Consider the following 25,709-nt stretch of genomic DNA (forward strand, 5'->3'; position numbering starts at 1 on the left):
TCATGCGTCCGGTGTTGCCTTGGACGCCTGGGTGCTGCTCACCGGGTCCGACGCCGGGAAACTGTCCTTCAAGCCCTTGCCCAGCTCGTCGTCCTTGGCGTTGTCGCGTCGAATGCCACGCTTGAGATCTTCCGCATTCTTGTCCGGCGGTGCCGGATCGAACTCGGTCATGCAAGTGTCCTTTCGCTACCTCAAACGCCTTGAGCTCCTGACCGTTCCTTCAGAGGAACCAACGCTGTCCGGTTTGGTGTTGAATGGAAAACCAGAGGGCGCCCGCAGCGCGGGTCTCTTTCATTCAGGTTGCGCCTCCAGCTATAATGCATCCTGAGATAGTATACGCATCGTTCCAATCAGGAGAATGCAATGAAAGCGTCGGTTCTTGCGTTAGGGGGCTTGCTGATTTTGTCGATCACATCAGCGAACGCAGCACCCAAAGCCACTGTCGCCCCGACCACGGCGGCCAGTTCGGTCGCATGTTCCACCTCGGGTGGCGGCTTTGGGAGCTATCCGTCAGGCTGCCGAAACGGAGCTAACTTCAAGACCTACAATGAATGCAAGGAATCAGGCGTCAAGCGCGGCTGGAGACACGAAGACATGGCGTGGTACTGCAGCGGTCTGGGACTGCAATAGCGAGCGGTCTTTGTGCTTTTCACGCCGCGAACTGGAGTGGCCCATGGAATGCACAATCCGTCCCGCACTTGAAGATGACGCCGCTCATATCAGCGCGGTCATCGTGCGTGCACTGCGGGAAGCCAACGCGAAGGATTATCCGAACGAGGTCATCGAAAGGATCGTGCGCGGCTTCAGTCCGGACGCTGTGCGGCAGCTCATTGGGCAACACACCCTTTTTGTCGCTACCATCCGCAGCCGCATCGTCGGGACCGCGAGCCTCGACGGGTCCGTCGTCCGCACTGTCTTCGTCGCTCCACACGTTCAGGCCCGCGGCATCGGCAAGCTGCTGATGGCCGAGATCGAGCGTACCGCACGCGAGCGCAACATCCCTTCGCTGACCCTTTCTTCCTCAATCACCGCTGAAACCTTCTACGCCGGCCTTGGATTCAGGGCGGCGCGCGACAGCTATCATGGTGACGAACGCACGATCGTCATGGAGCGATTGCTCGATGGCAGCTCGTAAGATGGGCTTGGCGCTTGCGAAACCCATCGCCCCTCATTGATCCTCCCCGCCAAATCCGCCACGATAGTGCCTCTCGCACTCGCGATGGAATGGAGCAAGGAAAGGCAAATGTCCGAGCTTCCTAGAGCTGGCCTGACTGAGCCGCCGGCGTCGACCATGCAGATGCTCGCGCACGCGCCCATGAGCGACGTCATCGATGCCTTGGCCGGCAGACGGATCACCGCGAGAGCGCTGGCGGAATTCTATCTCGCGCGCATCGCGGCCTATGACCGCGACGGGCCTAAGCTCAACTCGGTCCGTGCACTCAATCCCGATGCGCTCGCCGGCACGCTCGACGGCACGAGGCCGTCGGCCCAGCGGCCGCTGGCGGGCGTCCCTATCCTACTCAAGGACAATATCGCGACCGGAGACGAACAGCCGACCACGGCGGGCTCGCTGGCGCTGGAGGGCGCGCGCGCCAGGGATGATGCCACCATCGTCAAGCTGCTGCGGAGCGCCGGCGCGGTGATCCTGGGCAAGGCGAACCTGACGGAGTTCGCCAACATGCTCGCGATCGACATGCCCTCGGGCTATTCATCGCTGGGCGGGCAGGTGAAGAACCCCTACGCACCAGGGCTGATGGACGAGCACGGCATCCCGGTTCTGACCCCAGGGGGCTCAAGCTCGGGTTCGGCGGTCGCGGTGGCGGCCGGACTGTGCGCGGCCTCGATCGGTACCGAAACCTCGGGCTCGCTGCTGCACCCCGCCAGCCTGAACGGCCTCGTCTCACCGTGAAACCGAGCGTCGGGCTGATCAGCCGCGCCGGCATCCTGCCGCTTGCGCACAGCCAGGACACCGCCGGTCCGATGACGCGCACGGTGCGCGATGCCGCGATGTTGCTGAATGTGCTGGCTGCCAAGGACCCGCTCGACCCAGCGACGCAAGAGCAGCGGCGGCCGGCCGACTACACCGCCGGCCTCGTCGCCGACGCGATGAAGGGCGCGCGCATCGGCGTGCCGAGCGACCCCGCTGACCCGCTGAACGATTGCTATTACGGCAAGCTGCCGGCGAAGTCGGCCAAGCTGATGGCTGAGGTGATCAAGGTGCTGGAGGATCTCGGCGCCGTCATCGTGCGCGCCAGCATGCCCACACTTGGCTGGATCGGTGGGCCGGGCACGACCATGGCTGTGCTCAACCGCAATCCGCTCAGCGCCCACAAAGGCACGGTCGCAAGGCCGCCGGTCGTCTTTCTGTACGAGCTGAAGCACGATCTCAATCTCTACCTGAGGGATTGGGCGACCAACACTGACATCAAGACCATGGCCGACATCGTGGCCTTCAACGCAGCAAACGCCGACAATGCGCTGCGTTTCGGACAGGACCACTTCCTCGCCGCTGACTTGACCAGGGGCGATCTCAGCGAGCCCGAGTACAAGTCTGCACGTGTCATGGACCTGCTCTCCGCCAGGACGCGCGGCATGGACGCCTATATGAACCAGCACGAGCTCGACGCGGTGCTGTTACCCGGCGCCTACGGCGCCGTAATCGCCGCCAAGGCGGGCTATCCCAGCGTCATGGTGCCCGGCGGCTTCGTCTCGGGGACAAACGACGGCAAAGACACGCCCGACTATCCACTCGGCGTCACTTTCGCAGGGCGCGCCTGGAGCGAGCACAAGCTGCTGCGTCTGGCGTATGCCTTCGAGCAAGCAGCCAACGCGCGCAGGCCGCCGTCGGGTTTGCCCGAGCTGTGATGTCGCCCGTGTCAGCGCGAGCTGGCGAGACCGACGCTAGGACCAGCTTGATCCTTCCCGCAGATAGACCACGATTGCCTCCTTACCGCTCACACCAAGAATGGGCGACGAAACGCGCATGAACGCAACTCCCGGATACCAAAACCGGTATCGCTACCGCCGGGCGGCGAGCACGTTCGAAGGAGGGGTTTGCAACACTGCGCGCCGCTCGCTGAGGGCATGATCGAACAGTTCGAGCACCAGGCCGAAGGCTGCCAGTTCCTCCTCCTCGATGGCGCCGTCGTCGTAGCAGCCAAGTGTTTCGACGATGATGGCGTCGACCTCCTGCTGCATGGCCAGCAGTTCGTGGTCGAACTCCGCAGTGCGCACCTTGGAAACCAGCGCCAGAATTCTGTTGCGATGGCCAGTGTTCTCGTCGCGTTCATCCCGATTCAGATATTGACGCAGCCAGGCGCCGGCCGAGCCAATGCCGGAGAGAAGCAGGAGCGCAAACCAGAAATAGTCGCCATATCTGTCGAGGAAGGTCCGCTCGGTCCCGTCGATCACGGCCGCCGCTCCCCGATGTACCGGAAGCTCGGCTTCCTTCTCGGTGTCCGGCTTGGTGATTTGCGCAGCGCCAGGCACCTGTCTGGCAATCGCCTGCCGGAGGGCAAATTGCTGGCGGTAAAACGCTGACACTGTCGTTTCGGACAAGGCTTTCCGTGCGACGATCAAATGGCTGACACTGACGGTCTCCACCTTGTCATCCGGCCAGGCTGGATTCGCATTGAAAATGCTTGGCGGAATTTCCTCCGATTCATAACGCGGGTGCTTCAAGGCGATGGCTTCCGATGCGTCGATCGCGAGAAATTTCGGCTCGCCACGCGCCCGGGCGGTCGCGGCGACGGCATCGGCAGTTATCTTGCTGTCGAGCGGACCGACAGCCATGAAGGCGTCGAGACTCGGGTCACGCGCCAGCTCCTCGAGCTGGCCAGTGCCGAATTGAGTGACCGTGACCTTGTCCGGCTCCACACCGGCGGCGCTCAGGATGACTCTCAGCAACGCGGCGTTCGCCGGGGTCGCGCCGATCACCCCCACCTTGTGCCCCGCGAGATCGGCAATCTCCTTGATTTTCGGCGTCGGCTTTCGCTTGGAGCCCTTGCCCGCCGGTCCCGAAGAAGACCACAGCACGACGAAGTTCTTGCGCAAGATGACGACTGTTTGCGCGTCGGCCGGCATTTCCAGATCGCCGCGACCGACCGCAAGGTCGGCCCTGCCGGCACCGAGCAGAGCGAGAGCTTCGGCCGCTCCGGCGGTCGCGATCGGAGACAACCTCACCGTCCTGCTTTCGTTGGCAAAGGCCTCGGTCATCGCCTCGATCACCTTGTGATCGTTGCTTCCCGGCGGTCCGACGGCAATCCGAAGCGTTATCGGCCGCAGCGCGTAATACAACGTGCCCGCAGCGGCACCGAAAACGAGAAATCCGATGGCTAAAATCAGCAATAGGGTCTTCGTCTGTCTCCGCCCTCTGCGGGCTGCGTCACTGCGTTTCATCGGAGCATCAGACGAGGACATTTGCCGCTGCCGGTTGGAGGCCAAAATCGCTGCCTGTTTCGGAACAGTATCATGCTCTTCTGGAAAACGATAATGTCCGAGCAGCCCCAATAGTTTCTTGGCCCGGCGTGAGCCTTTCGAGCTTGCGCGATCATCTCTGATTCCGCACTTCACGTGGCGATGGCCGGATTGACGCCACACCAACTTGATCCCCCTCGCCAAATAGATCACCATCGTGCGATTGACCGCTCACGGTAGAATGGGCGAGGAAACGCGCATGAACGCAACTTCCGGATTTGGCCTCGTCGAGCGGGCACGGGCTATTGCGCCGCTGATCGCGCGCGAAGCCGACGAGATCGAGCGGACGCGGCGACTGACCGATCCCGTCGTCGGCGCGCTGATCGAGAACGGGCTCTATCGCGCGCTGCTGCCGCAGAGCCTTGGTGGCGCCGAAGCGCCGCCGGAAGCCTTCATGCAGATGCTGGAGGAGATCGCGAAAGCGGATGCCTCCACCGCCTGGTGCCTCGGCCAATGCACGGTCTGCGCCATGATCGCGGCCTCGCTCGACCACGACACCGCGCAGGAGATCTTCAACACGGCGCCGGGCATCCTCGCCTGGGGCGCGATCGCGCATGAGGCGCGGGCGGTCGAAGGCGGCTATCGCGTCACGGCGCGCTGGGATTTTGCCTCCGGCTCGCGGCAGGCGAGCTGGCTCGGCGCGCATGTCCGCATCGTCGGAGCCGACGGCGCGCCGCGGAAAAATGCCGACGGCTCGGCGGAGGTGCGCACCATCCTGTTTCCGGTCGCGAGCGGCGTGCTGCACGACGTCTGGCAGGCGATCGGGCTCGCCGGCACCGGCACCGATTCCTACGAGGTCGCCGACCTGTTCGTCCCCGAGCGCTTCACCGCGTTTCGTGACGTGCCGTCCGCGCTACGCGAGCAGGGTCCACTTTACAGGATCGGCACCGGCTCGACGTTCAGCCTCGGCTTTGCCGCGGTGTCGCTCGGCGTCGCGCGCGCCACGCTGGATGCCGCGATCGCGCTGGCGCGCGGCAAGCATCAGTCGCTGGCGGCAAGCGCCATGCGCGACAACCAGGCGGTCCAGGGCCTGATCGGTCGCACCGAGGGCGACCTGCGGGCCGCGCGCGCCTATCTCTATACGACGGCAAGTGCGATGTGGCGCGATCTCTGTACGACCGGCGAATTCAGCGCGGCACATCGGGGCTCGGTTCGCCTCGCCGCGACCTGGACCATCCACCAGTCGGCCAAAGTGGTCGACACCGCCTATCACATGGCCGGCGCGACCGCCGTATTCCGCAGCAATCCGTTCGAGCGCCGCTTTCGCGACATGCACGCCATCGCTCAGCAGATCCAGGCGCGCGACACGCATTACGAGGATGTCGGTAAGATGATCCTTTCAGGGGACCGCTGACGTCGAGCAGTTACGAAAGTGCACGCACGCTGACCTATATTGAGTTGCCCTCCGACGTCTTCGTCGCTGAACCTTCGTGAATTTTCTCCGACTAATTTCCATAGCTACAGGAACGACAGCTTTTCCGCTGTAACCGCGCCGACCACATGGAAGTGATGATTCCGAATTCTTCTTAGCGCGTTGGATTTGCGCAAGAGAGGTCCGTTATGGGCCGAACAGCTGGCAGGAAAGTCAGTTGCCATGCCATTCAGGGGCGTTCGCCGGGATGGCACCATGGTGGCATTCTCATTGTCGCCATCCTCTGCATCGCATGCACTTTCCTGTTTGCGAGCGAGGCCGTGGCTCAATGCTCGGCGCGAGACGTCCTGCGGAATCACCTGAAGCTAAAGCAAGCGCCGTCTGGGCCGCAAATCCCAATCAAATCCGCCGTCGATGTCCCTGCGTGGAAGACGATCAGGATCGGGACGTTTGCAAACTTCTTCGCCCTCAGTAACGCTTTGGATGCGGCAGGTTGTGGCATCGGAAACTCGGCCGGCGAAATTCTCGCGCGGCCGACGTTTACCGTGAGCGCCACGACAACGAGCGTAGAGCTTTTCACGGTGTCGGCAGCCGAACTGGGCTTTCGGACCGACACTGCGTTGCTGGCAGACATCTACGCGCGCGCCAAACAATTGGGTTTCGGCCTGGCGGCTGCAGAAGTCGGACCACAACTGAGGCTTCAATATTTCGACCAGCCGATCGGTGAGTTTCTCATCATCGGAATGGAGCCAATCAGAACCTGGCAGGGCGCCCCCGTCATCTTGAATGTAGCCAATGGCGGCGCGGGACTTATCCTCATCGGCCAGGATGGCAGCGCCGACGCACAGATCCCCGCGGCATCCCGTTTTGTATTCGTGCGGTCCCATGAAACCGCTCCTGCCGAGGCCGTAACACTTGTCGGCCACTGAATTTCCGGGTTTGTGCATCTCGAGACGCAAGACAACAGGTCAGCACCTTAACCCTAGGCCACCAGCGCGGCGTCCTCGCCTACGCCGTCGATGCCGCGCTGCGCGGCGAGCAGGCTGATGATCTGCGCATTCGGCCGGGCCTTGCTGAACAGAAAGCCCTGGCCTTCGTCGCAGCCCTCAGTGCGGAGGCAGCTCAGCTCGGCTTCGGTCTCGACGCCTTCGGCGGTGATGGTGACGCCGAGGCCTTTGCCGAGGCTGACGATCGAGCGAATGATCGCCTGTGCCTCGCGATTGGCGCCGAGATCGCGCACGAAGGACTGGTCGATCTTGATCTTGTCGAACGGGAAGCTGCGCAGATAGCTCAGGCTGGAATAGCCGGTGCCGAAATCGTCCATTGAGATGCGCACGCCGAGCGCGCGCAGCGCGTGCAGCGTCGCCAGCACCTGGGCGCTTTTCTCCAGCAGCAGCGTCTCCGTGATCTCGAGTTCGAGCCGCCGCGGCGGCAGGCCGGAATGCTTCAGCGCATCCATCACCACCGAAAGCAGATTGCCGCTGCGGAACTGGAGCGGCGACAGGTTGACGGCGACGCGGACGTCGTCCGGCCAGGTCGCGGCATCGTGACAGGCCCGGCGCAGCATCAGGCCGCCGAGCGGATTGATCAGCCCGGTTTCTTCCGCCACCGGAATGAACTCGGCCGGCGAGACCATGCCGCGCTCGGCATGCGGCCAGCGCACCAGCGCCTCGAAGCCGGTGATGCGGCCGCTCTGGAGGTCGATCAGCGGCTGATAGTACGGCCGCAGCACGTCGTTCTGAATGGCGTCGCGCAGCTCGACCTCGATCTTGCGGCGGGTCTGCGCTTTCGCATCGAGCGCCGCCTCGAAGAACGCGAACGATCCGCGCGCATCCATCTTGGCGCGCGACAGCGCCATGTCGGCGCTCTTGAGCAGCTTTTCGGAATCGTCGCCGTCGCCCGGCGCCATCGCGATGCCGATGGAGGCACCGACCACCACGGAATGGCCGTCGAGCAGATAGGAATCGGCGATGGCTTCGAGCAGGCGCTTGGCCAGCAGCACCGCATCCTCGGGACGCGTCAGGCCGCTCTGCACGATGGCGAACTCGTCCGAGTTCAGCCGCGCCAGCGCGTCGTTCTCGCGCAAGGTCGAACGCAGCCGCTTGGCGACGCCACGCAGCAGCTTGTCGCCGACCGCGTGTCCCAGCGTGTCGTTGACCGCCTTGAAATTGTCGAGCCCCAGCATCAGCAGGGCGACCTTGTCGGTGCTGCGCCTCGTATGCAGCAGCATCTCGTCGACCTGCTGGCGCAGCAGATTGCGGTTTGGCAGGCCGGTCAGCCCGTCATGCTGGGCCATGAAGGCGAGCCGCGCCTCGGCGCGCTTGCGCTCGGTGATGTCCATCAGCGCGAGCAGCACCGCGGGCCGCTCGGCATAGATCAGTTCGCGCGAATAGATCGCAAGGTCGATCAGGGCGCCGTCGGCCCTGACGTGCTTCCAGGTGCGTCCGGCCTGCTCCTCGCCGGCCGCATCGGCGGTCCAGGGCGGCTCACTGTCGAAAGCCTGAAGGGAACGGATCGTCAGCCGCTCGAACTCGGCGCGGCTGTAACCGTAATGGGCGACCGCGGCATCGTTGACGCCGAGGATGCGCTCATCGTCCAGCGCGCAGACGATCATGGGGACGGGATTGCCGTCGAACAGCAGGCGAAACGAGGCCTCGCGCTGCTTCAACTCGGTGATGTCGACGCGCAGGCCGACGACGCCGCCGTCCTCGGTCAGCCGCTCGTCGATCAGGATGACGCGGCCGTCCGCCAGCTTCTGCTCGTGGCGCGTGCCGGGCTGATAGAGCTTTTGCAGCCGTTCGGCGATCCATTCTTCCTCGTGGCCGGCAGCCTCGGGATAGTCGCCCCGGGCGACGCCGATGCGCAGCGTGTCCTTGAGGCGCGCGCCTTCCTCGAACAGATCGGCGGTCTTGCTGTAGATTTCCGCGTATTGCTTGTTCCAGAGGACGTAGCGGCCCTCGGCGTCGAGAAACACGATGCCTTGCGGCAGGATCTCGATGGCCTGGCGCAGGCGCTCATGGGATTTGCGCGCTTCCGCGATCGCGGCCTCAGCCTCGGCACGGCTGCGCAGAACTTCGTCGCGTTCGGACGGAAGATGAGGGGGGCGCGCAAAGCGCGGCTTGCGCGGGTGCAGGCCGCCGAGCACGCTGCCCATTCGCTTTTTCGGCTTTCGAAACCCCAAACTCAACTTCACTCGTCCCAGTCGCACCCAGCCCCGCAACTCTTGGGGCAAGTGTCTGAAAAAAAGGTAATCTTGGGTGGCATGGCGATGGGACGCACGGTCTGGCAGTCTCGACAAAACAGCCCTCATTGCCCGTTTGCAAGGCGCGGCCGTGCCGATGGGCGCTCCAAGCGCATCGCATTGTCGTCATCGGAGAACGAGATGGCGCAAAATTGCGCGCCGCCTTGAATCATTTCCGGGATCGCGCGCGATTGCATGCAGAAGGGAGTGAGCACGCGTGCCGCGCACGAATTTTGGTCAGTGCATGAGAGGGTTATCGCGTCGTTAAAAACGGCCGGCCGACGCCGCGGAACTGCGACGTTTGAACGAAATTTCAGCGGAAGGACTGTTTCTTAACCCTGGCGCGGTGTTGGGCTATAAGAATGTCAACATGAGTCCCCGCCACCTCGCCCCTCTCCTGCTCGTCATGACGCTCCTGGCCGCCGGCGACGCGCTGGCCCAGGACAAGGGCAGCGTCAACCCAAAACCGCTGCCGCCGCTCGCCAATCCGAACGATCCCAGTATCGGCGCCAAGGAGCTGTTCGCGCGCAAGCTGCTGCCGTCGAAGGGACCGGCGCACGTCATCGGCTCCTATGTGAAGGGCTGCATCGGCGGCGCCGAGCAGATGCCGCTCAACGGCGACAATTGGCAGGTGATGCGGCTGTCGCGCAACCGCAGCTATGGTCACCCCGCGATGATCGCGCTGATCAAGCGGCTTGCGGCAAGAGCGCACAAGGACGCGGGATGGCCGGGCATCCTGGTCGGCGACATCGCCCAGCCGCGCGGCGGGCCGGCGCTGTCCGGCCATGCCAGCCACCAGATCGGCCTCGATGCCGACATCTGGCTGACGCCGATGCCCGACCATCGGCTCTCGCGCGAGGAGCGCGAGGACATGTCGGCGGTGATGATGGTGCGCCCGGACCGGCTCGACATCGATCCGAAGGTGTTCACGCCGGGCCATGTGCTGGTGCTGCGCGACGCGGCACAGGAGCCGGCGGTGCAGCGCATCTTCGTCAATGCCGCGATCAAGAAGGCGCTGTGCCGCGAGGCCAAGGGCGACCGTTCCTGGCTGTCGAAGATCCGGCCGTGGTGGGGCCACGACTATCACTTCCACATCCGCATGCACTGCCCGGCGGGCGCGAGCGACTGCGAGGGCCAGCCGTCGCAATCCGAGGACGAAGGCTGCAAGCCCTCCGATCTCGCCTATTGGTTCAGCGACGGCGTGCTGCACCCCAAACCCCCGCCGGAGCCGCCGAAGCCGAAACCGCCGATGACGCTGGCGCAGATGCCGGCGGCGTGCAAGGCCGTGCTGCACGCGGGCAATGCGAAGCCGTAAAACTCTCCGCCAGGATGACGAATTCCTGGTTGGCGCTATGCGAACCGTCGCCTTTGACCTGTTCCGCCACCCTGTTATGATGACCCAGCGATCGCTTGCCGGACCGTAAGTCCGTCGGGCTTGCCGGAACAGCGCTTCCGCCGGTCGCAGCCTCATTCAACCAACGCCGTCTTGCGCGCGCCGCCTTGCGTGCCCTGAGCGCGCGCATGGAGCGCTTCCGATGTTCCGCCTTTCCGTGATTTTTTCGGCCTTGTTCGTTCTGGTCGCGAGCCTTTCGCCTGTCGCCGCCGAGGACAAGACCATCACCGTGTTCGCGGCAGCCTCGATGAAGAACGCGCTCGATGAGGTCGACGCGGCCTACACCGCCAGGACCGGCGTCAAGTTCAGCGTCAGCTATGCCGCAAGCTCCGTGCTCGCCAGGCAGATCGAGCAGGGCGCGCCGGCCGATGTATTCGTCTCCGCCGACACCGACTGGATGGATTACGCGATCTCCAAGAAGACTATCAACGAGCCGACCCGGGTCAATCTGCTCGGCAACAGCATCGTGCTGATTGCGCCGAAGGATTCCAGCCTCGACAACGTCCCCATCGGGCAGGGGTTCGACCTCGCAAAACTCGCCGGCGACGGCAGGATCGCGACCGGCGACGTCAAGTCCGTGCCGGTTGGGAAATATGCCAAGGCGGCGCTGACGAGCCTGGGCGCCTGGCAGGCGGCGGAGCCGAAATTCGCGATGGCCGAGAGCGTGCGTGCCGCGCTGACGCTGGTCGCGCGCGGCGAGGCCAACCTGGGCATCGTCTATTCCACCGATGCCAAGGTCGAGCCCGGCGTGAAGATCGTCGGCACCTTCCCGGCGGATTCGCATCCCGCGATCATCTATCCCGTCGCTGCGACGACGACGGCAAAGGGCGAGACCAGCGACTATCTCGCCTTCCTGCGCTCGACCGCCGCCAAGACCATTCTTGAAAAATACGGTTTCAAGTTCCTGATCAGCCCGACAACTTAACCTCTGCCACCTAGCTTCCGCGATTTTGATGCTCGACATCTCTCCCGCCGAATGGACGGCGATCCTGCTCTCGCTCAGGGTTGCCGTGATCGCGACGCTGGTGGCAACGCCGTTCGGCATTGCGCTGGCATGGCTGCTCGCGCGGCGTGATTTCTGGGGCAAGTCGGTGCTCGATGCGCTGGTGCATCTGCCGCTGGTGCTGCCGCCGGTCGTCACGGGTTATCTGCTGCTGCTCACTTTCGGCCGCCGCGGACTCGTCGGCGCTTTCCTGGCGGACCATCTCGGCATCGTATTCGCCTTCCGCTGGACCGGTGCCGCGCTTGCCTGCGGCCTGATGGCGTTTCCGCTGCTGGTGCGCCCGATGCGGTTGTCGATCGAGGCGATCGACCGCCGGCTCGAGCAGGCCGCCGAGACCCTCGGCGCCACTCCTTTCAAAGTGTTCTTCACGGTGACGCTGCCCTTGGCGCTGCCCGGCGTGCTCGCCGGCATGGTGCTTGGCTTTGCCAAGGCGATCGGCGAGTTCGGCGCGACCATCACCTTCGTCTCCAACATTCCCGGAGAGACCCAGACGATTTCGTCCGCGATCTATTCGCTGATCCAGACCCCGGACGGCGACGCCGCCGCGGGACGGCTCGTGATCGTCTCGATCGTGCTGGCGCTCGGCGCGCTGATCGCGGCCGAATGGTTCGCCCGCCGCGCCACCGCGCGCCTGCACGGGAATTGACCATGCTGCGCGTCGACATCGAAAAGCAGCTCGGCGAGTTCTCGCTGTCCGCGTCCTTCGCGAGCGAAGGCCGCGTCATCGGACTGTTCGGAGCGTCGGGCGCCGGCAAGACCTCGCTGGTCAACATGATCGCGGGGCTGCTGCGGCCCGACCGCGGCACCATCGTGATCGACGGCGAGACGGTCGACGACAGCGCGGCCGGCATTCATGTGCCGACCTGGCGCCGCCGCATCGGCTATGTGTTCCAGGATGCGCGGCTGTTTCCGCATCTCAACGTCGCGCAAAATCTCGACTATGGCAGGCGGATGAACCGCCTCGCGCCCGATCCGGCGCAGCACAAGCGCGTCATCGAGCTGCTCGACATCGGCGCGCTGCAGGGTCGCCGCCCCGGAAAGCTCTCCGGCGGCGAGCGCCAGCGCGTCGCGCTCGGTCGCGCGCTGCTGTCGCGGCCGCGCCTGCTGCTGCTCGACGAGCCGCTCGGCGCGCTCGACGAGGGCCGCAAGCTGGAGATCCTGCCCTATCTGGTGCGGCTGCGCGATGAGGCCAACGTCCCCATGGTCTATGTCAGCCACGACGTCGCCGAGCTGCGCCAGCTCGCGACGCAGATCGTGATGCTGAAGCAGGGCCGCGTGACGTCGTTCGGCGGGGTGAAGGTGCTGACGTGAGGGGTCCGTTGAGCAGGCAACGGATGAGGCAAGCCGCCGGCCCACCCTCCGCCGTCGTCCTGGCGAAAGCCAGGACCCATACCGCGTGATCTATCAGCGGCAGGTGGTGTGCGTACCAGCGAAGAAAACGTAACTGCCGGTGTTCGCAAAACTACTCCCCGGGGTAATGGATCGTACCGCGAGCGGCGATCGCACGGCATTGGATGGTGGCGGTGCCGGCCGAGTGATCCTCGCCGACACCGCTACCGAGACCCGCCACTACCAGCCGCGATCGACGTTGCGCACCTCACCCGATCGCGCGTCCACATCGACCTCCATCCAGCGGCCGGCGCGATCACGGCCTTCGATCTGCCATTCGTCGCCGAGGAACTCGGTGTGCGAGACGGTCATGACGCCGATGTCGGTGGCGACGTCGAGCGCGACCTGCATCGAGATCTGATCGCCGGTGTCATAGGCCATCGCGGGCGCGGCCGATCCGAGCCCGATCGCGACGATGGCCGGCAAGATGAGCTTTCGCATGGATTACTCCTGTCGGATGCGTTTACGCCGCTAAGAACGAGCGGCATCGCGGAGCGTTCCGGGAGCAGCGGTCACGAAGGCGCGCAAATCTTCGGCGGTTGCGGCGATTTGGGGGCGGTTCCAGCGTTGTCGCCATCGCTCTCCGCCGTCGTCCGGCGAAAGCCAGGACCCATTACCCCAGGGAGGAGAGTGGGTGGGCCAGATCGTCACCACCAGCCTTCGCAAAACAGCTGACGGTGGGTATGGATCCTGGCCCCCGTGCGCAATTGCGCACTAGGCCAGGATGACGAAGAAGCAGACGTGCGCTTCATCAATGACCGCCAACGCGGATGTGGCGTTAAACCCCAGCCACCGAGCTCCACAGATCCGCCAGCTTGCGCCGCAGGACCTGCCTGCGCGTCAGCGGCGCGGGCGTTTCCTCGTCTTCCGGCAGGCGCAGGCCGACGACGTTGACTCGGCCACCGGAGATGGAGCGCGCCACGAGCACGATCGGATCCAGCACGAGCTCCGCGCCCTCTTTCGGCGCGCGGTCGAGATGGACGTCGAAATAATCAGCGAGCGTGTGCCCGCGCTCGTCCTCGCCGACCTCCACGCCGTAGATCTCCGCGAGTTCGGCGAGCGTGTGCTCGCCGGAGACCATGAAGTCGCCCAGCAGATGCGGGTCCGGCGCTGAGCTCGGCTGCATGTCGACGAAGAAGCGGTCAAGCGATTCGGCCTTTTCCGGCGGCGCCAGCAGATAGATGTAATCGCCGGGCGCGATCGGCTCGGCTTCCGCCGGCGTCAAAATGTTCTCCTTGCGGATCACCAGCGTCGGCTTCGACCAGGACGGGATCAGGCCGCGGCGAAAATACAGGCTCTTGGACCGCACCGGATAGCCGACGAGCTGCTGCTCGAGCTGGCCGGGCAAGTCCAATTCGACACGGCGCGGGCCGCGTTCGGCGCGCGGCAGCGCCACGTGCAGCTTGCGCGCGGCCGGCCCCAGGGTCCAGCCTTGCAGGAGGAGCGAGATGATGACGACGACGAAGGCGACGTCGAAATAGAGATAGGCTTTCGACAGCCCGACCAGCATCGGGATCGAGGCCAGGAAGATCGCGACCGCGCCGCGCAGGCCGGTCCAGGCGATGAAGATCTTTTCGCGCCAGTTGAAGCGGAACGGCGCCAGGCAGACGAACACGGCGATCGGCCGCGCCAGCAGCATCAGGACGAATGCGATCCCGACCGCCGGCAGCACGCTGCCGCCGAGCCGGCTCGGCGAGACCAGCAGGCCGAGCAGGACGAACATCACGATCTGCGCCAGCCAGGTCGCGGCGTCCAGGAAGGCCACCACCGAATTATGCGCGCGGGTCGGGCGGTTGCCGATGATGATCCCGGCGAGATAGACCGCGAGGAAGCCTGAGGCATGCATGATCTGCGAGCCGCCGAAGATGACGAGCGCGGCGGTGGTGACAAACGGCGCATGGAGGCCCTGCGGCAGCGCGACCTTATTGAGCGCGATGACGACCAGACGCCCGCCGATCACCCCGACGACGGCGCCCAGCACGGCCTCCTGGGCGAACTCCATCAGCACATGCGCGGCCGTGCCTGTTCCCAGCGAGATGTACTCGACCAGCATCAGGGTCAGGAAGATCGCGAAGGGATCGTTGGTGCCGGATTCCACCTCCAGCGTCGCGCCGACGCGCGGGCGCAGGCGCAGGCCCTGGGTATGCACCAGCAGGAACACTGCGGCCGCGTCAGTCGAGGCCACCACGGCGCCGACCAGCAACGACTCCGTCCAGTTGAGGTCGAGCGCATATTTCGCGAACGGCGCCGTGATCAGCGAGGTCAGCAGCACGCCGACGGTCGCGAGCACCATGGAAGGCGCGAGCACGGTGCGGATGCTGGCAAAGCGGGTCCGCAAGCCGCCGTCGAACAGAATCAGGGCGAGCGCGACCGAGCCGACCAGATAGGTGGTTCGGACGTCGTCGAACTGCAGCTGTCCGGGACCGGAATCGCCCGCGAGCATGCCGATCGCGAGGAAGACGAGCAGAAGGGGCGCGCCGAAGCGCAGCGCAAGCAGGCTTGACAGGATCCCGGCCAACACCAGGACGGCACCGAGCAATATGGCGAGGCTGACACTGTCGAGGGAAGCCATCCACCTTCCGGGTACGAAATCGCTGGAATTGCATCCTTATCGTCGGCGGACTCCCACGCCAACCCATTTTCTCCCGCTCGCGGCAATCTGCCCGCATTTTGCGGCCTTAACGCACTTCACTTGGCGGTGTATCGGTGGTCCGGCCGCGCCCTTTGTGGGATTGTCCGGCGCGCTCGAATCAACGCCTCCCGCCCGCTCCCCGACGAGACCGATAGACATGGACCTCAAAGACTTCATGGAGTTCGTGCAGACCACCGCGCGCAGCGTCGGGGCGGAAATCTCCTCGCCCTGGTTCTACCTGCAATTCGGGCTCATTCTGGCCGCGGCCGGCATCGCCTATGCCGCGGAAGCCGCCGTTCGCAGCCGCGTCGACATGACCTCGCTGGCAATGCGCTGGCCGCTGCCGCTCCGGCACTTCGTCCGGGTGATGGTCTCCAGCGCCTCGACGGCGGTTTTCACCCTGCTCGTGATCGTCTCCCGCGTGGTCATGTACCACGCGACCTGGCCGAGCCGCAGCTATCTCCTGATGGTCGCCGCCAAGCTGGGGCTGGCCTGGCTCGCGATCCGGCTCTTGACCTCGGTGCTGCGCAACGCCTTCATCGTCAAGCTGGTGTCGATCACGGCCTGGTTCGTCGCGGCGCTCTCGATCCTCGGCCAGCTCGATGCGACGGTCGACCTGCTCGACTCTTTCGCCATCGTGCTCGGCGGCCTGCGGCTGACGCCGTTGCTCGTGATCAAGGCGGGTGCGCTGCTGCTCATCGCGCTCTGGCTCACCAACATCGCCAGCAATTTCGCCGAGAGCCGGATCAACTCGACCACAGATCTGACGCCATCGGTGCAGGTGCTGCTGGTCAAGATCATCCGCATCGGCCTGCTTGCGGTCGCGATCGTGATCGCGCTCGGCACGGTCGGCATCGATCTCTCGGCGCTCGCGGTGTTCTCCGGCGCGGTCGGCGTTGGCATCGGTATCGGCCTGCAGAAGATCGTCGCCAATTTCATCTCGGGGATCATCCTGCTCGCCGACAAATCGGTGAAGCCCGGCGATCTCGTCACCATCGGCGACAACACCGGGCGGATCAGCGCGATGAAGACGCGCTATATTTCCGTCGCCGCCGGCGATGGCCGCGAATTCCTGGTGCCGAACGAGGATCTGGTGACGCAGAAGGTCGTCAACTGGACTTACACCGACAAGAACACGCTGGTGAAGATCGCCTTCGGCACCAATTACGACGCCGACCCGCGGCTGGTCTGCAAGCTCGCCGCCGAGACCGCGGCCGCTCACCCGCGCGCGCAGAAGGGCAAGCCGCCGAATTCCATCCTGACCGAATTCGCCGAAGCCGGGATGAAGTTCTCGCTGACCTTCTGGATTGCCGACCCCGACGGCATGGACAACGTCAAGAGCGACGTGATGCTGGCGCTGTGGGACGCCTTCAAGCGCGAAGGCATCCGGGTTCCCTACCCGGTCCGCGAAATCCGCGTCCGCGGCGGCGCCCTGCCGGTGGAAACCATCATGGAAGTCCCGAATTAGGCCCGCTTTCAGGCGCAAGGCAGGGCAGGCCTGACTTGCATGAAGGCGCGCAATCATTAAATTGGGCGCGAAATCAAGCCTTTCCGCCGATATCGAGCCCACCCCAGAAGATTGCGCCCGCATGAGCTACGTCGAAGCTACCGATACCTCGCTCCGCAAGACCGGGCAGATCAAGCTGCATGGACCAAGCGCCTTTGCCGGCATGCGCAAGGCGGGAGCGCTGGTGGCGAAGTGCCTCGACGAGCTCACCGACATCGTCGGGCCCGGCGTTCCGACCGACCGCATCGACCAGTTCGTCCGCGACTTCGCGTTCAGCAACAATGCCTATCCGGCGACGCTGATGTATCGCGGCTACCGCTATTCAACCTGCACCTCGCTCAACCACGTGGTCTGCCACGGCATGCCCGGCGACCGTCCGCTGAAAGAGGGCGACATCGTCAACATCGACGTCACCTTCATCGTCGACGGCTGGTACGGTGATTCCAGCCGGATGTATGCAGTCGGCCCGATCGCACGCAAGGCGGAGCGGCTGATCGAGGTGACCTATGAGGCCATGATGCGCGGCATCGCCGCGGTGAAGCCAGGCGCCACCACCGGCGACATCGGCCACGCCATCCAGAGTTTCGTCGAGCCGCAAGCCATGAGCGTGGTGCGCGATTTCTGCGGCCATGGCCTCGGGCGCATGTTCCACGACGAGCCGAACATCATCCATATCGGCCGGCCCGGCGAGGGCGTGCAGCTCAAGCCCGGCATGTTCTTCACAATCGAGCCGATGATCAATCTCGGCAAGCCGCATGTGAAGATCCTCTCCGACGGCTGGACCGCCGTGACCCGCGACCGCTCGCTATCGGCGCAGTTCGAGCACTCCGTCGGCGTCACCGCGACAGGTGTCGAGATCTTCACGCTGTCGGAGCGGCACGGCGAGAAGCAGATCGGGTGATCCCGGCGGCTGACGTTCGCATTCGCCGGCTGGCGTGAAGCGGATTTGCCGCCGCAATTGACGGTTGCAAAAACGATTGCCCGCGGCAATGCTGGCGGCCGATGCCCGCCAAGCCCGACCACGGCAAGAGCAAGCCCGAAGAAGCGCCGCACTATCTCGGCCATCGCGAACGGCTGCGCGAGCGCTTCTACAGCGCGGGTGCGGACGCGCTCAGCGACTACGAGCTGCTGGAGATGGCGCTGTTTCCGGCGCTGCCGCGGCGTGACACCAAGCCGCTGGCGAAGTCGCTGATCAAAATTTTTGGCTCGTTCGCCGAGGTCGTGCACGCGCCGGTGGCGCGCCTGCGCGAGGTGGACGGTGTCGGCGAGTCCGCGATCCACCAGCTCAAGCTGCTCGCGGCGGCGGCGCATCGCGTCGCCAAGGGCGGGGTCAACAGCCGCAACGCGCTGTCGTCCTGGAACGAGGTGATCGACTATTGCCGCACCAGCATGGCATTCGCCGACAAGGAGCAGTTTCGCCTGCTGTTCCTCGACAAGCGCAACCAGCTGATCGCCGACGAGGTGCAGCAGACCGGCACCGTCGATCACACCCCGGTCTATCCGCGCGAGGTGATCAAGCGCGCGCTGGAATTGTCCGCGACCGCGCTGATCCTGGTGCACAACCACCCCTCAGGCGATCCCTCGCCGTCGCAGGCCGACATCCAGATGACCAAGGCGATCATCGACATCGCAAAGCCGCTCGGCATCGCCGTGCACGACCACATCATCGTCGGCAAGAGCGGGCATGCGAGTTTGCGCGGGATGCGGCTGATCTAGTAGCAATATCGCGGATCGATCGGGACATAGGAGCCGTCCCGGCGCTGCGCGTAGCAGCCGCGCTGATAGGCGTAATAGCCGGAGCGGCGGCGTTCGCCCTCTGAGGCGATCGCAGCGCCCGTGCCGGCACCGACGACGGCGCCGATGGCGGCGCCACGGCCACCGCCGATGGCGCCCCCCACGATCGCTCCACCGACGCCGCCGAGGATGGCACCGCCAATAGCGTCCTGCGCTGCCGCCTCATGAGCCGGCATCGCCATCACAACTGTCAGACATGCCGCGATAGCGAAACTTCCAATGCGAAGACCTCGAAGCATGCTCGCCCTCCCCTGTGGTCAGACGAGTCATAGCGCCACAGCCGGATTCGGGCCAGAAAAATCACCATTTCGGGACCCGGCGCGTCACGCTATGGCGTCGGAGGCTCGGATCGAAGGCGGCTCAGACCATGGCGCATGCGCAGCACGGGCCGGCCGCTTCATCTCATGCATCGACCCAGCGCTGCACGGCCTCGGCGGTGTCGGCTGGCGTGGTGTTGAAGCAGATCGCGGCGTCGGGCGCCAGGCGGTGGACGAGGTTGAGCACCTTCTCGAACAGCAGCAGGCGCTCCCGAGGCTCGCGCAGCCCCGCGCCGATCACGATGCAGTCGAAATTCTCCTCGCGCAACGCTGCCGTGACGGCGGCTTCCGCCGCGGCATCGAGATCGATCAGGCAACTCGTGACCTCGTAACCGAGATCGCGCAGGCGCAGCAGCTGCGCATCGATATAGTTGCGCACGAGCTCCGGCGTGAGCTGCGGGAATGCGCTGTAGTCCGCGTTGCCGGGTTCGATGCCGATCGCGAGGACGCGCGTGGTCATGTTGGACTCCCTGGCCAGACTGCCTCGCGTCGCTAACGGGGCAGCGGCCCTGCCGGTTCCGTCGCGGACCGCCGCCCTGATCCCGGTCCTGCCGCTCATTTTCCCGGCGAGGTTGTAACCCACTTCACACGCGGCGCCCCGGCGGCCTGCCAGACTTGCAGGAGATCACGCTGGCCTCACGCCCTGATCACGGCACCTGGTTCATTTCGACTGACGCGCAGTTGCGAAAACTCATTCATTGCGGGAGCGGAAAATGATTTCATTCGAGAGTCTGAAAAGCGAATACGAGCGTAATTGGGCCAATCTCGAGATCCGGCCTTCGCGCCTCTCCGACGCGAACGCGATCGCGCGCAAAGCCATCAACGGCAAGGCGACCTATCAGCAGATCGAGCGGTTGACCGGCGTGCCCTGGTATTTCGCTGCCCTCTGCCACTACCGCGAATCCAATTTCGATTTCGACACCTATCTCGGCAACGGGGAAACGCTCCATCGCGCGACGACGCTCGTTCCGAAAGGACGCGGTCCGTTTGCCACGTTCGTGGACGGCGCCGTGGACGCCTTCAGAATCGAGAATTTTGTCGGCGCTCACGACTGGGGGATCGCGCGGATTCTGTTCCGACTCGAAGCGTTCAACGGCTTCGGCTATCACGCCAAGGGCTGCAATTCGCCCTATCTCTATGGCGGTTCGACGCTGTATGGCCCGCCCGAGGCGAGGGCCGGCAAATTCGTCCGCGATCACGTGTTCGATTCGAACCACGTCGATTCCCAGCTCGGCACCGCGGTGATCCTGCATGCAATGATGTCGCTGGATTCCTCGATCACCCTCGACGGCAGCCCGCAATTCGCGAGCCGCGCCGAACCGGAGGATGACGCGGCGTCGACGATCGTCCTCATGCAGCAGGCGCTCAACAAGCTCGGCGCCAATCCGCCGCTCGCCCAGGACGGCATCAGCGGACCGAAGACCAGAACCGCGGTCTCGCAGTTTCAGCAGCAGAACGGCCTGAGAGATACTGGACTTCTCGACGGCGCCACGGTCGCCGCCCTCACCCGCGCGGCGCAGTCGAGCCCCACCGGGTCTGCCGGCGATATGTCCCGGATCATGAAGCGGCTGGAGGACCTCGCGCAATTGCTGCGGCCGCCGGTCGGCGCCGTGATCCCGGCAACGACGACATCGGGCAACACGCTGCCCGCCACCAATGATCCGATCAGCCTGTTCGAACGGCTCTTTTCCCTCGTCAACAAGACAGCCCCCATGCCAGGACCAGTCACCCTCACCCCGACCAGCCCCGCTCCCGTCGACCAGTTGAAGCAGGTCGTCGACCTGCTCGGCACCTTGCTCAACCGGGACGGCAAGCCCGTCCTCGGCCAGGTCAATGGCGCGCTCGGCGATACCATCGGCAAGATGCTCGACGGCAAGAAGACTGCGCTCGGCATCGGCGGCTCGCTGATCACGGCGCTGCTGTCGTCGGTGACGGCGAGCCCCAATGCGGGAGGCCTTGCCGGGTTGCTCGGGACGCTCGTGTCGGCGGTGCCGGGCCTCGGCCAGTTCGCGATGCCGATCTCGCTGGCGCTCACAGCCTGGGGCGTGCTCGGCAAGATGGAGAAGTGGGCCCAAGGCACAGCGCCGCCGCCCAAGCCGACGACCTAGCCTGCGGCCATCCTTCGAGGCGCCCGCCCATGGAGGGCCCTCGGGATGAGGTGCGTGTCGCGGCGCTACTGCCGCAGCATGATCAGGGGATCGGCGGTATCGGGGACGCGCCGCCATTGCGCGTTGTCGTCGGCCTCGAACTGCCAGGCCTCGCCGGCCTTCGACAGCAGGATGATCTGGCCGCGCTCGAGCCGCCATTGCGTCGGGTTGAACTGCGCGATGGCTGCATCGCATTTCGGCTTGAGGAAGACCTGGAAATTGTCCGGGCCGGCTTCCGTGTTGGTCAGCGTCAGCCCGCAGACAGGCTGGCCGTTGCCGCGCACGATCGACCAGTCGCCGATCATCTGGTCCATCGACTTCGCCATCGAGCGGGCGGCGGCGAGGTCTTGCAGAATATAGACGCCCTCGCCTTGCCGCAGGCCCTCGAAGATGCCGGCCTCGACCTCGGTGAAGTCGATCACGGCCTCACCGCTCGAATCCTGCAGGCGGACGATGTCGAGACCCCTGACGCTCCAGGCGACGATGTCCTTGGTGAAAGGCAGCGCGGCCTTGCAGGCCGGCTCCAGCTCGAGCTTGAAGCCTTGCGCCGCGGCGTCGGCCTTGAGCGTGACGACGCAGGTCTTGCTGCGCTCGGTGGTCGAGAGCTCCCACTGCCCGGGCATCTCCTTCTTCAGGGTCGTCGTATCCTGCGCCTGCGCGATGCCGATCGCGGCAACGCATGCCGCAGATGCCAGGACCCGAAGACCTCTCATCAGCGCCCCCTAAACGGCGTTTCCGCCACCGGCGTCAACGGCGCCTTGCCTGAGAACCAGGACTTGAGATTGTCGACCACGAGCTGATCCATCGCGTTGCGCGTCACCACCGAGGCCGAGCCGATATGCGGCAGCAGCACCACGTTCTGCATGGCCTTGAGCTCGTCCGGCACGTTCGGCTCGGCCGCGAACACGTCGAGGCCGGCGGCGAGGATGGTGCCGGACTTGAGCGCCTGGACCAGCGCCGGTTCGTCGATCACCGAGCCGCGCGCAACGTTGACCAGCACCCCGCGCGGGCCGAGCGCCTTCAGCACCTCGGCATTGATCATCTTTTCGGTAGCAGCGCCACCGGGCACGATCACCATCAGCGTGTCCACCGCCTTCGCCATCTCGATCAGGTCGGGGTAGTGCTTGTAGGAGACGTCCTTGGACGGGTTGCGGGTGTGATAGACCACCGGCACCAGCGAGGCATCGAGCCGGCGCGCGATCGCCTGTCCGATCCGGCCCATGCCGACGATGCCGACCTTGCGGTCGCGCAGCGAGCCGACGCTGAGCGGATAGTTCTGGGTCTGCCAGAGACCGGAGCGCACATAACGATCGGCCTTGATGAACTCGCGCACCGTGGAGATCAGAAGCCCCATCGCGACGTCGGCGACCTCCTCGGTCAGCACGTCGGGCGTGTTGGTGACGATGATGTTGTGCTCGGCGGCGTATTTGGCGTCGACGTGGTCGTAGCCGACGCCGAAGCTCGCCACCATCTCGATCTTGGGCAATTGCGACAGCGAATCCCGGTCGGCGCGCACGGTGTGATAGGTCACCGCCACGCCGCGGATCTTTTCGCGGATCGCCGGCGTCAGCCGCTCGAGATCGCCCCGCGTCTCCGCCTTGTGCACGACGAAATGATCGGAAAACCCGTTCTCGAGGATCGGCCGGACCGGCCCATAAATCAGAAGGTCGATCTTCTCGGACGAAATCGAACCGGTGGTCATCAGTTGTCCTTTCCAAGCGCGCTCTCGTGCCAGCGCCGTAAAACGAGGTGGGAAACTAGCGCCAGCACCCCATAGATGACAATCCCGGCCAGCGACAACAGCAGCAGCGCTGCGAACATGCGGGGTATGTTCAAGCGGTAGCCGGATTCCGCGATCCTGTAGGCGAGCCCGGAGCCGGCGCCGGCCGTTCCCGCCGCGATCTCGGCCACGACCGCGCCGATCAGCGACAGGCCGCCGGCAATGCGCAGGCCGCCGAGAATATAAGGCAGCGCCGCCGGCAGCTTGAGATAGCGCAGGGTCTGCTGTGGCGAGGCGCCATAGAGCTGGAACAGGCCCGCGAGGTTGCGATCGACCGAATTGAGCCCGAGCGTGGTATTGGACAGCACCGGGAAGAAGGCGACGATGAAGGCGCAGACCACGACCGCGGTCTGCTGCTCCAGATAGATCAGCAGCAGCGGCGCGATCGCGATGACCGGCGTGACCTGAAGCACCACGGCATAGGGGAATAGCGATGCTTCCACCCATTTGGACTGGTTGAACAGCAGCGCCAGCGCGATGCCGCCGACGCTGGCCGCGACAAAACCTTCAAGCGTGGTCAGCAGCGTCGAGGCAAGCGATTGCGACAGCACCGCCCAATCCTTGATCAGTGTCGCGAATATGACCGAGGGCGCCGGCAGCACGTAAGGCGGGATGTCCTTGATCCGGACCACGAGCTCCCAGGCGAGCAGTCCCGCCGCGAACACGATGACCGGTAGCGCGAAGCGCACCGCGCGTTGCGCGCCGGACGGCTTCGCAGTGACGGAAGCTTGCGCGTTCATAGCGTCGACTGCCCTGCATAGGACGGCGCCAGCGCCGCCGACACTTTCCGGCAATAATCGGAATAGGCGACTGAAGTGCGAAACTCCTCGCCACGCGGCTCGACCGTCTCGATGCGGAAGTCGGCCTGGATGCGGCCCGGCCGCGCGGTCATGACCACCACGCGCTGCGACAGATAGACGGATTCGAACACCGAATGCGTGACGAAGATGACGGTCTTGCCGAGCCTGCGCCACAGCGCGAGCAAATCGTCGTTGAGGCGGAAGCGCGTGATTTCGTCGAGCGCCGCGAACGGCTCATCCATCAGGAGGATATCAGGGTCTGTGACGAGCGCGCGCGCCAGCGACACCCGCATCTTCATGCCGCCGGAGAGCTCGCGCGGAAAGGCGTCGGCAAAATCGGCAAGCCCGACGCTTGCGAGCGCCTCATCGGCGCGCGCGCGCGATTCCGCCTTCGGAACGCCTGAGAGCTTCAGCGGCAACCGCACATTCTCGCGCACGCTGGTCCAGGGCATCAGGGTCGGTTCCTGAAACACGAAGCCGATGCCATGACCTGGGTGAACATGACCTGGCTGCGGTGTGCCCTCACGACGCGCCAGCCGGACGATTCCTGACGACGGCGCGCTGAGTTCGGCGATCAGCCGCAGCGCCGTCGACTTGCCGCAACCTGACGGCCCCAGCAGCGAGATGAACTCGCCCTTGCGCACCGCAAGATCGAGCGGGCCGAGCGCCATCAGGCCGTTGTCATAGGCCTTCGTCACGCCGCGCAGGCTGACAGCCAGAGCCGTCAGGCCGGTCTCGACCCCCGCCGACGTTTGGACTGATGACATCGGCCCTGCGCTACGGCTTGCTCGGGCGCAGCTCGGCGCCGACGCCCTTGTTGACGAAGCGCAGCGTATAGGATTTGCGGAAATCGAGGTCCGCCTTCACCACGCCCGCCTTCACCATCTTGTTGAAGAAGGAGGTGTAGCGCTCGTCGCTCATCGCGCCGATGCCGTTCTTCAGCGAATCGCCGGAATCGACGATGCCGTATTCCTTCATCTTGGCGACGGAATAGGCGAGCAGCTCATCCGTCATCTCCGGATTGAGCTTCTTGATCATGGCGTTGCCCGCTGAATTGTCGCGGTAGATGTAATTGTACCAGCCGACCATGGAGGCATCGACGAAGCGCTGCACCAGGTCGGGCTTCTTCTCGACGACGTCGCGGCGGCTCTCGATCAGGGTCGAATAGGTGTTGAAGCCGTAATCGGCGAGCAGCAACACGTTGGGCTTGAAGCCCGCGGCCTTCTCGACCGCGAAGGGCTCCGAGGTGACGTAACCCTGCATCGCGCTCTTGGGATTGGCGATGAAGGGCTGCGGATTGAAATTGTAGGGGCGAACGTTCTTCTCGCTGAAGCCGTATTCGGACTTCAGCCACTGGAAATAGCTGGTCATGCCCTCCTTGGAGACGAACAGCGTCAGCGGCTTGAGGTCCTCGATCTTGGCGACCTTGGCATCAGGCTGCGTCAGCATCACCTGCGGATCCTTCTGGAAGACCGCGGCGATCGTGACGACCGGGACGTTGTTGGCGACTGCGTCGAACGACATCAGCGTGTTCGCGGCCATGAAGAAATCGATCTTGCCGGCGATCAGCAGCATCCGGTTGTTCTCGTTGGGCCCGCCGGGCACGATGGTGACGTCCAGCCCGTATTTCTTGTAAGTGCCATCGGCGACGGCCTGGAAAAAGCCGCCATGCTCGGCCTCGGCGACCCAATTGGTGCCGAACATGACCTTGTCCAGGGTTTCGGCGCGGGCCGGGACGACCGAGACGAAAGCGGCCATCAGGCCCGCCGTTAAGGCTCGCCGCAGATGAGAGGGGCTCATGATGGGACTCCGTCGATCGCTTCTAGCCGATGTCCAAGCAACGCGATAAAACCGCAAG

The 25,709-nt window shown here is 64.8% G+C and carries 25 protein-coding genes; 13 read left to right on the forward strand and 12 right to left on the reverse strand.

The features are described 5' to 3' along the window. On the reverse strand, positions 1-171 hold the full coding sequence (locus ACFQX9_RS32410) for a hypothetical protein (RefSeq protein WP_377791531.1): 171 nt from the start codon (positions 169-171) through the stop codon (positions 1-3). A 502-nt stretch (positions 172-673) separates the two neighbouring features. Between ACFQX9_RS32410 and ACFQX9_RS32415 the strand changes: the two genes are divergently transcribed. From ACFQX9_RS32415 to ACFQX9_RS32425, 3 genes are all read left to right on the forward strand, one after another. Then, positions 674-1,135: a GNAT family N-acetyltransferase gene (locus ACFQX9_RS32415; protein ID WP_377791532.1), complete on the forward strand. Its 462-nt coding sequence runs from the start codon at positions 674-676 to the stop codon at positions 1,133-1,135. Between the two features lie 108 nt (positions 1,136-1,243). After that, positions 1,244-1,909, forward strand: a complete 666-nt coding sequence (locus ACFQX9_RS32420; RefSeq protein ID WP_377791533.1) for an amidase family protein — start codon at positions 1,244-1,246, stop codon at positions 1,907-1,909. After that, on the forward strand, positions 1,906-2,865 hold the full coding sequence (locus ACFQX9_RS32425; RefSeq protein WP_377791534.1) for an amidase family protein: 960 nt from the start codon (positions 1,906-1,908) through the stop codon (positions 2,863-2,865). Before ACFQX9_RS32420 ends, ACFQX9_RS32425 begins: the two co-directional genes overlap by 4 nt. A gap of 153 nt (positions 2,866-3,018) precedes the next feature. Here ACFQX9_RS32425 and ACFQX9_RS32430 read toward each other — a convergent pair whose 3' ends face one another. Continuing rightward, the gene (locus ACFQX9_RS32430; protein ID WP_377791604.1) at positions 3,019-4,419 is read right to left on the reverse strand and encodes a TAXI family TRAP transporter solute-binding subunit; all 1,401 of its coding nucleotides are present in this window, start codon (positions 4,417-4,419) and stop codon (positions 3,019-3,021) included. Positions 4,420-4,675: 256 nt separating this feature from the next. On the opposite strand from ACFQX9_RS32430, the gene ACFQX9_RS32435 reads away from it, so the two are divergent. Both ACFQX9_RS32435 and ACFQX9_RS32440 read left to right on the forward strand, forming a co-directional pair. Beyond that, positions 4,676-5,830, forward strand: coding sequence for an acyl-CoA dehydrogenase family protein (locus ACFQX9_RS32435; RefSeq protein ID WP_377791535.1), 1,155 nt, complete (start codon positions 4,676-4,678; stop codon positions 5,828-5,830). A 206-nt stretch (positions 5,831-6,036) separates the two neighbouring features. Next, entirely contained in the window at positions 6,037-6,777 is a 741-nt protein-coding gene (locus ACFQX9_RS32440) for a hypothetical protein (RefSeq protein WP_377791536.1), read from the forward strand. 53 nt (positions 6,778-6,830) lie between these two features. Here ACFQX9_RS32440 and ACFQX9_RS32445 read toward each other — a convergent pair whose 3' ends face one another. After that, the gene (locus ACFQX9_RS32445; RefSeq protein WP_377791537.1) at positions 6,831-9,002 is read right to left on the reverse strand and encodes a putative bifunctional diguanylate cyclase/phosphodiesterase; all 2,172 of its coding nucleotides are present in this window, start codon (positions 9,000-9,002) and stop codon (positions 6,831-6,833) included. Between the two features lie 457 nt (positions 9,003-9,459). Between ACFQX9_RS32445 and mepA the strand changes: the two genes are divergently transcribed. The 4 genes from mepA (at position 9,460) to modC (ending at position 12,796) form a co-directional block, all read left to right on the forward strand. Continuing rightward, a complete protein-coding gene (gene mepA, locus ACFQX9_RS32450; protein WP_085358626.1) occupies positions 9,460-10,404 on the forward strand; it encodes a penicillin-insensitive murein endopeptidase in 945 nt (314 codons plus the stop codon). Positions 10,405-10,624: 220 nt separating this feature from the next. Beyond that, the gene (gene modA, locus ACFQX9_RS32455; RefSeq protein ID WP_085358550.1) at positions 10,625-11,407 is read left to right on the forward strand and encodes a molybdate ABC transporter substrate-binding protein; all 783 of its coding nucleotides are present in this window, start codon (positions 10,625-10,627) and stop codon (positions 11,405-11,407) included. Positions 11,408-11,435: 28 nt separating this feature from the next. Then, positions 11,436-12,131 carry a molybdate ABC transporter permease subunit gene (gene modB / locus ACFQX9_RS32460; RefSeq protein WP_354064030.1) on the forward strand — a complete coding sequence of 232 codons (696 nt, stop codon included), beginning with the start codon at positions 11,436-11,438 and terminating at the stop codon, positions 12,129-12,131. 2 nt (positions 12,132-12,133) lie between these two features. Beyond that, entirely contained in the window at positions 12,134-12,796 is a 663-nt protein-coding gene (gene modC / locus ACFQX9_RS32465; protein WP_085352011.1) for a molybdenum ABC transporter ATP-binding protein, read from the forward strand. A gap of 258 nt (positions 12,797-13,054) precedes the next feature. On the opposite strand, the gene ACFQX9_RS32470 is transcribed toward modC, so the two are convergent. Together ACFQX9_RS32470 and ACFQX9_RS32475 are read right to left on the reverse strand one after the other, a co-directional pair. Continuing rightward, complete coding sequence (locus ACFQX9_RS32470) at positions 13,055-13,315, reverse strand: PepSY domain-containing protein (protein WP_085352012.1); 261 nt, start codon at positions 13,313-13,315, stop codon at positions 13,055-13,057. A 337-nt stretch (positions 13,316-13,652) separates the two neighbouring features. Beyond that, positions 13,653-15,446 carry a potassium/proton antiporter gene (locus ACFQX9_RS32475; RefSeq protein ID WP_018460076.1) on the reverse strand — a complete coding sequence of 598 codons (1,794 nt, stop codon included), beginning with the start codon at positions 15,444-15,446 and terminating at the stop codon, positions 13,653-13,655. Positions 15,447-15,657: 211 nt separating this feature from the next. On the opposite strand from ACFQX9_RS32475, the gene ACFQX9_RS32480 reads away from it, so the two are divergent. The 3 genes from ACFQX9_RS32480 to radC all read left to right on the forward strand — a co-directional run bounded on the left by ACFQX9_RS32480 (position 15,658) and on the right by radC (position 18,729). Then, positions 15,658-16,974 (forward strand): mechanosensitive ion channel family protein, encoded by a 1,317-nt coding sequence (locus tag ACFQX9_RS32480; protein ID WP_026233939.1) that lies wholly within the window; start codon positions 15,658-15,660, stop codon positions 16,972-16,974. A 121-nt stretch (positions 16,975-17,095) separates the two neighbouring features. Continuing rightward, positions 17,096-17,914 (forward strand): type I methionyl aminopeptidase, encoded by an 819-nt coding sequence (map, locus tag ACFQX9_RS32485; RefSeq protein WP_018460078.1) that lies wholly within the window; start codon positions 17,096-17,098, stop codon positions 17,912-17,914. A 101-nt stretch (positions 17,915-18,015) separates the two neighbouring features. Beyond that, a complete protein-coding gene (gene radC / locus ACFQX9_RS32490; protein WP_377791538.1) occupies positions 18,016-18,729 on the forward strand; it encodes a DNA repair protein RadC in 714 nt (237 codons plus the stop codon). Here the strand turns inward: radC and ACFQX9_RS32495 are convergent. Beyond that, positions 18,726-19,046: a glycine zipper domain-containing protein gene (locus ACFQX9_RS32495; protein WP_377791539.1), complete on the reverse strand. Its 321-nt coding sequence runs from the start codon at positions 19,044-19,046 to the stop codon at positions 18,726-18,728. The genes radC and ACFQX9_RS32495 overlap by 4 nt on opposite strands. 163 nt (positions 19,047-19,209) lie before the next feature. Continuing rightward, entirely contained in the window at positions 19,210-19,584 is a 375-nt protein-coding gene (locus ACFQX9_RS32500; protein WP_204513176.1) for a hypothetical protein, read from the reverse strand. Between the two features lie 253 nt (positions 19,585-19,837). Here ACFQX9_RS32500 and ACFQX9_RS32505 point away from each other — a divergent pair, with 253 nt between their 5' ends. Next, positions 19,838-21,232, forward strand: a complete 1,395-nt coding sequence (locus ACFQX9_RS32505; RefSeq protein WP_377791540.1) for a peptidoglycan-binding protein — start codon at positions 19,838-19,840, stop codon at positions 21,230-21,232. Between the two features lie 65 nt (positions 21,233-21,297). Here the strand turns inward: ACFQX9_RS32505 and ACFQX9_RS32510 are convergent, their stop codons facing one another. Genes ACFQX9_RS32510 through ACFQX9_RS32530 form a run of 5 tightly spaced genes read right to left on the reverse strand, consistent with a single transcriptional unit; the run spans position 21,298 to position 25,651 of the window. Next, the gene (locus ACFQX9_RS32510) at positions 21,298-21,984 is read right to left on the reverse strand and encodes an AprI/Inh family metalloprotease inhibitor (protein WP_377791541.1); all 687 of its coding nucleotides are present in this window, start codon (positions 21,982-21,984) and stop codon (positions 21,298-21,300) included. After that, positions 21,984-22,973 carry a 2-hydroxyacid dehydrogenase gene (locus tag ACFQX9_RS32515; protein WP_247368732.1) on the reverse strand — a complete coding sequence of 330 codons (990 nt, stop codon included), beginning with the start codon at positions 22,971-22,973 and terminating at the stop codon, positions 21,984-21,986. The genes ACFQX9_RS32510 and ACFQX9_RS32515 overlap by 1 nt, the downstream gene beginning before the upstream one ends. Further along, positions 22,973-23,791 carry an ABC transporter permease gene (locus ACFQX9_RS32520; protein WP_377791542.1) on the reverse strand — a complete coding sequence of 273 codons (819 nt, stop codon included), beginning with the start codon at positions 23,789-23,791 and terminating at the stop codon, positions 22,973-22,975. The genes ACFQX9_RS32515 and ACFQX9_RS32520 overlap by 1 nt, the downstream gene beginning before the upstream one ends. Further along, the gene (locus tag ACFQX9_RS32525) at positions 23,788-24,618 is read right to left on the reverse strand and encodes an ABC transporter ATP-binding protein (RefSeq protein ID WP_377791543.1); all 831 of its coding nucleotides are present in this window, start codon (positions 24,616-24,618) and stop codon (positions 23,788-23,790) included. The genes ACFQX9_RS32520 and ACFQX9_RS32525 overlap by 4 nt, the downstream gene beginning before the upstream one ends. Before the next feature lie 10 nt (positions 24,619-24,628). Next, positions 24,629-25,651 carry an ABC transporter substrate-binding protein gene (locus ACFQX9_RS32530; protein WP_026233942.1) on the reverse strand — a complete coding sequence of 341 codons (1,023 nt, stop codon included), beginning with the start codon at positions 25,649-25,651 and terminating at the stop codon, positions 24,629-24,631. Between the last annotated feature and the right edge of the window lie 58 nt (positions 25,652-25,709).

This window comes from Bradyrhizobium sp. GCM10028915 (assembly GCF_042666195.1).
In the GTDB taxonomy this organism is placed as follows: Bacteria; Pseudomonadota; Alphaproteobacteria; order Rhizobiales; family Xanthobacteraceae; genus Bradyrhizobium; species Bradyrhizobium canariense_D.

Excerpts from the sequence above, each read along its gene's own strand:
- ACFQX9_RS32410 (WP_377791531.1), bottom strand. The coding sequence starts at position 171 with ATGACCGAGTTCGATCCGGCACCGCCGGACAAGAATGCGGAAGATCTC.
- ACFQX9_RS32415 (WP_377791532.1), top strand. The coding sequence starts at position 674 with ATGGAATGCACAATCCGTCCCGCACTTGAAGATGACGCCGCTCATATC.
- ACFQX9_RS32420 (WP_377791533.1), top strand. The coding sequence starts at position 1,244 with ATGTCCGAGCTTCCTAGAGCTGGCCTGACTGAGCCGCCGGCGTCGACC.
- ACFQX9_RS32430 (WP_377791604.1), bottom strand. The coding sequence starts at position 4,419 with ATGTCCTCGTCTGATGCTCCGATGAAACGCAGTGACGCAGCCCGCAGA.
- ACFQX9_RS32435 (WP_377791535.1), top strand. The coding sequence starts at position 4,676 with ATGAACGCAACTTCCGGATTTGGCCTCGTCGAGCGGGCACGGGCTATT.
- ACFQX9_RS32440 (WP_377791536.1), top strand. The coding sequence starts at position 6,037 with ATGGGCCGAACAGCTGGCAGGAAAGTCAGTTGCCATGCCATTCAGGGG.
- ACFQX9_RS32445 (WP_377791537.1), bottom strand. The coding sequence starts at position 9,002 with ATGGGCAGCGTGCTCGGCGGCCTGCACCCGCGCAAGCCGCGCTTTGCG.
- mepA (WP_085358626.1), top strand. The coding sequence starts at position 9,460 with ATGAGTCCCCGCCACCTCGCCCCTCTCCTGCTCGTCATGACGCTCCTG.
- modA (WP_085358550.1), top strand. The coding sequence starts at position 10,625 with ATGTTCCGCCTTTCCGTGATTTTTTCGGCCTTGTTCGTTCTGGTCGCG.
- modB (WP_354064030.1), top strand. The coding sequence starts at position 11,436 with ATGCTCGACATCTCTCCCGCCGAATGGACGGCGATCCTGCTCTCGCTC.
- modC (WP_085352011.1), top strand. The coding sequence starts at position 12,134 with ATGCTGCGCGTCGACATCGAAAAGCAGCTCGGCGAGTTCTCGCTGTCC.
- ACFQX9_RS32470 (WP_085352012.1), bottom strand. The coding sequence starts at position 13,315 with ATGCGAAAGCTCATCTTGCCGGCCATCGTCGCGATCGGGCTCGGATCG.
- ACFQX9_RS32475 (WP_018460076.1), bottom strand. The coding sequence starts at position 15,446 with ATGGCTTCCCTCGACAGTGTCAGCCTCGCCATATTGCTCGGTGCCGTC.
- map (WP_018460078.1), top strand. The coding sequence starts at position 17,096 with ATGAGCTACGTCGAAGCTACCGATACCTCGCTCCGCAAGACCGGGCAG.
- radC (WP_377791538.1), top strand. The coding sequence starts at position 18,016 with ATGCCCGCCAAGCCCGACCACGGCAAGAGCAAGCCCGAAGAAGCGCCG.
- ACFQX9_RS32495 (WP_377791539.1), bottom strand. The coding sequence starts at position 19,046 with ATGCTTCGAGGTCTTCGCATTGGAAGTTTCGCTATCGCGGCATGTCTG.
- ACFQX9_RS32500 (WP_204513176.1), bottom strand. The coding sequence starts at position 19,584 with ATGACCACGCGCGTCCTCGCGATCGGCATCGAACCCGGCAACGCGGAC.
- ACFQX9_RS32505 (WP_377791540.1), top strand. The coding sequence starts at position 19,838 with ATGATTTCATTCGAGAGTCTGAAAAGCGAATACGAGCGTAATTGGGCC.
- ACFQX9_RS32510 (WP_377791541.1), bottom strand. The coding sequence starts at position 21,984 with ATGAGAGGTCTTCGGGTCCTGGCATCTGCGGCATGCGTTGCCGCGATC.
- ACFQX9_RS32515 (WP_247368732.1), bottom strand. The coding sequence starts at position 22,973 with ATGACCACCGGTTCGATTTCGTCCGAGAAGATCGACCTTCTGATTTAT.
- ACFQX9_RS32520 (WP_377791542.1), bottom strand. The coding sequence starts at position 23,791 with ATGAACGCGCAAGCTTCCGTCACTGCGAAGCCGTCCGGCGCGCAACGC.
- ACFQX9_RS32525 (WP_377791543.1), bottom strand. The coding sequence starts at position 24,618 with ATGTCATCAGTCCAAACGTCGGCGGGGGTCGAGACCGGCCTGACGGCT.
- ACFQX9_RS32530 (WP_026233942.1), bottom strand. The coding sequence starts at position 25,651 with ATGAGCCCCTCTCATCTGCGGCGAGCCTTAACGGCGGGCCTGATGGCC.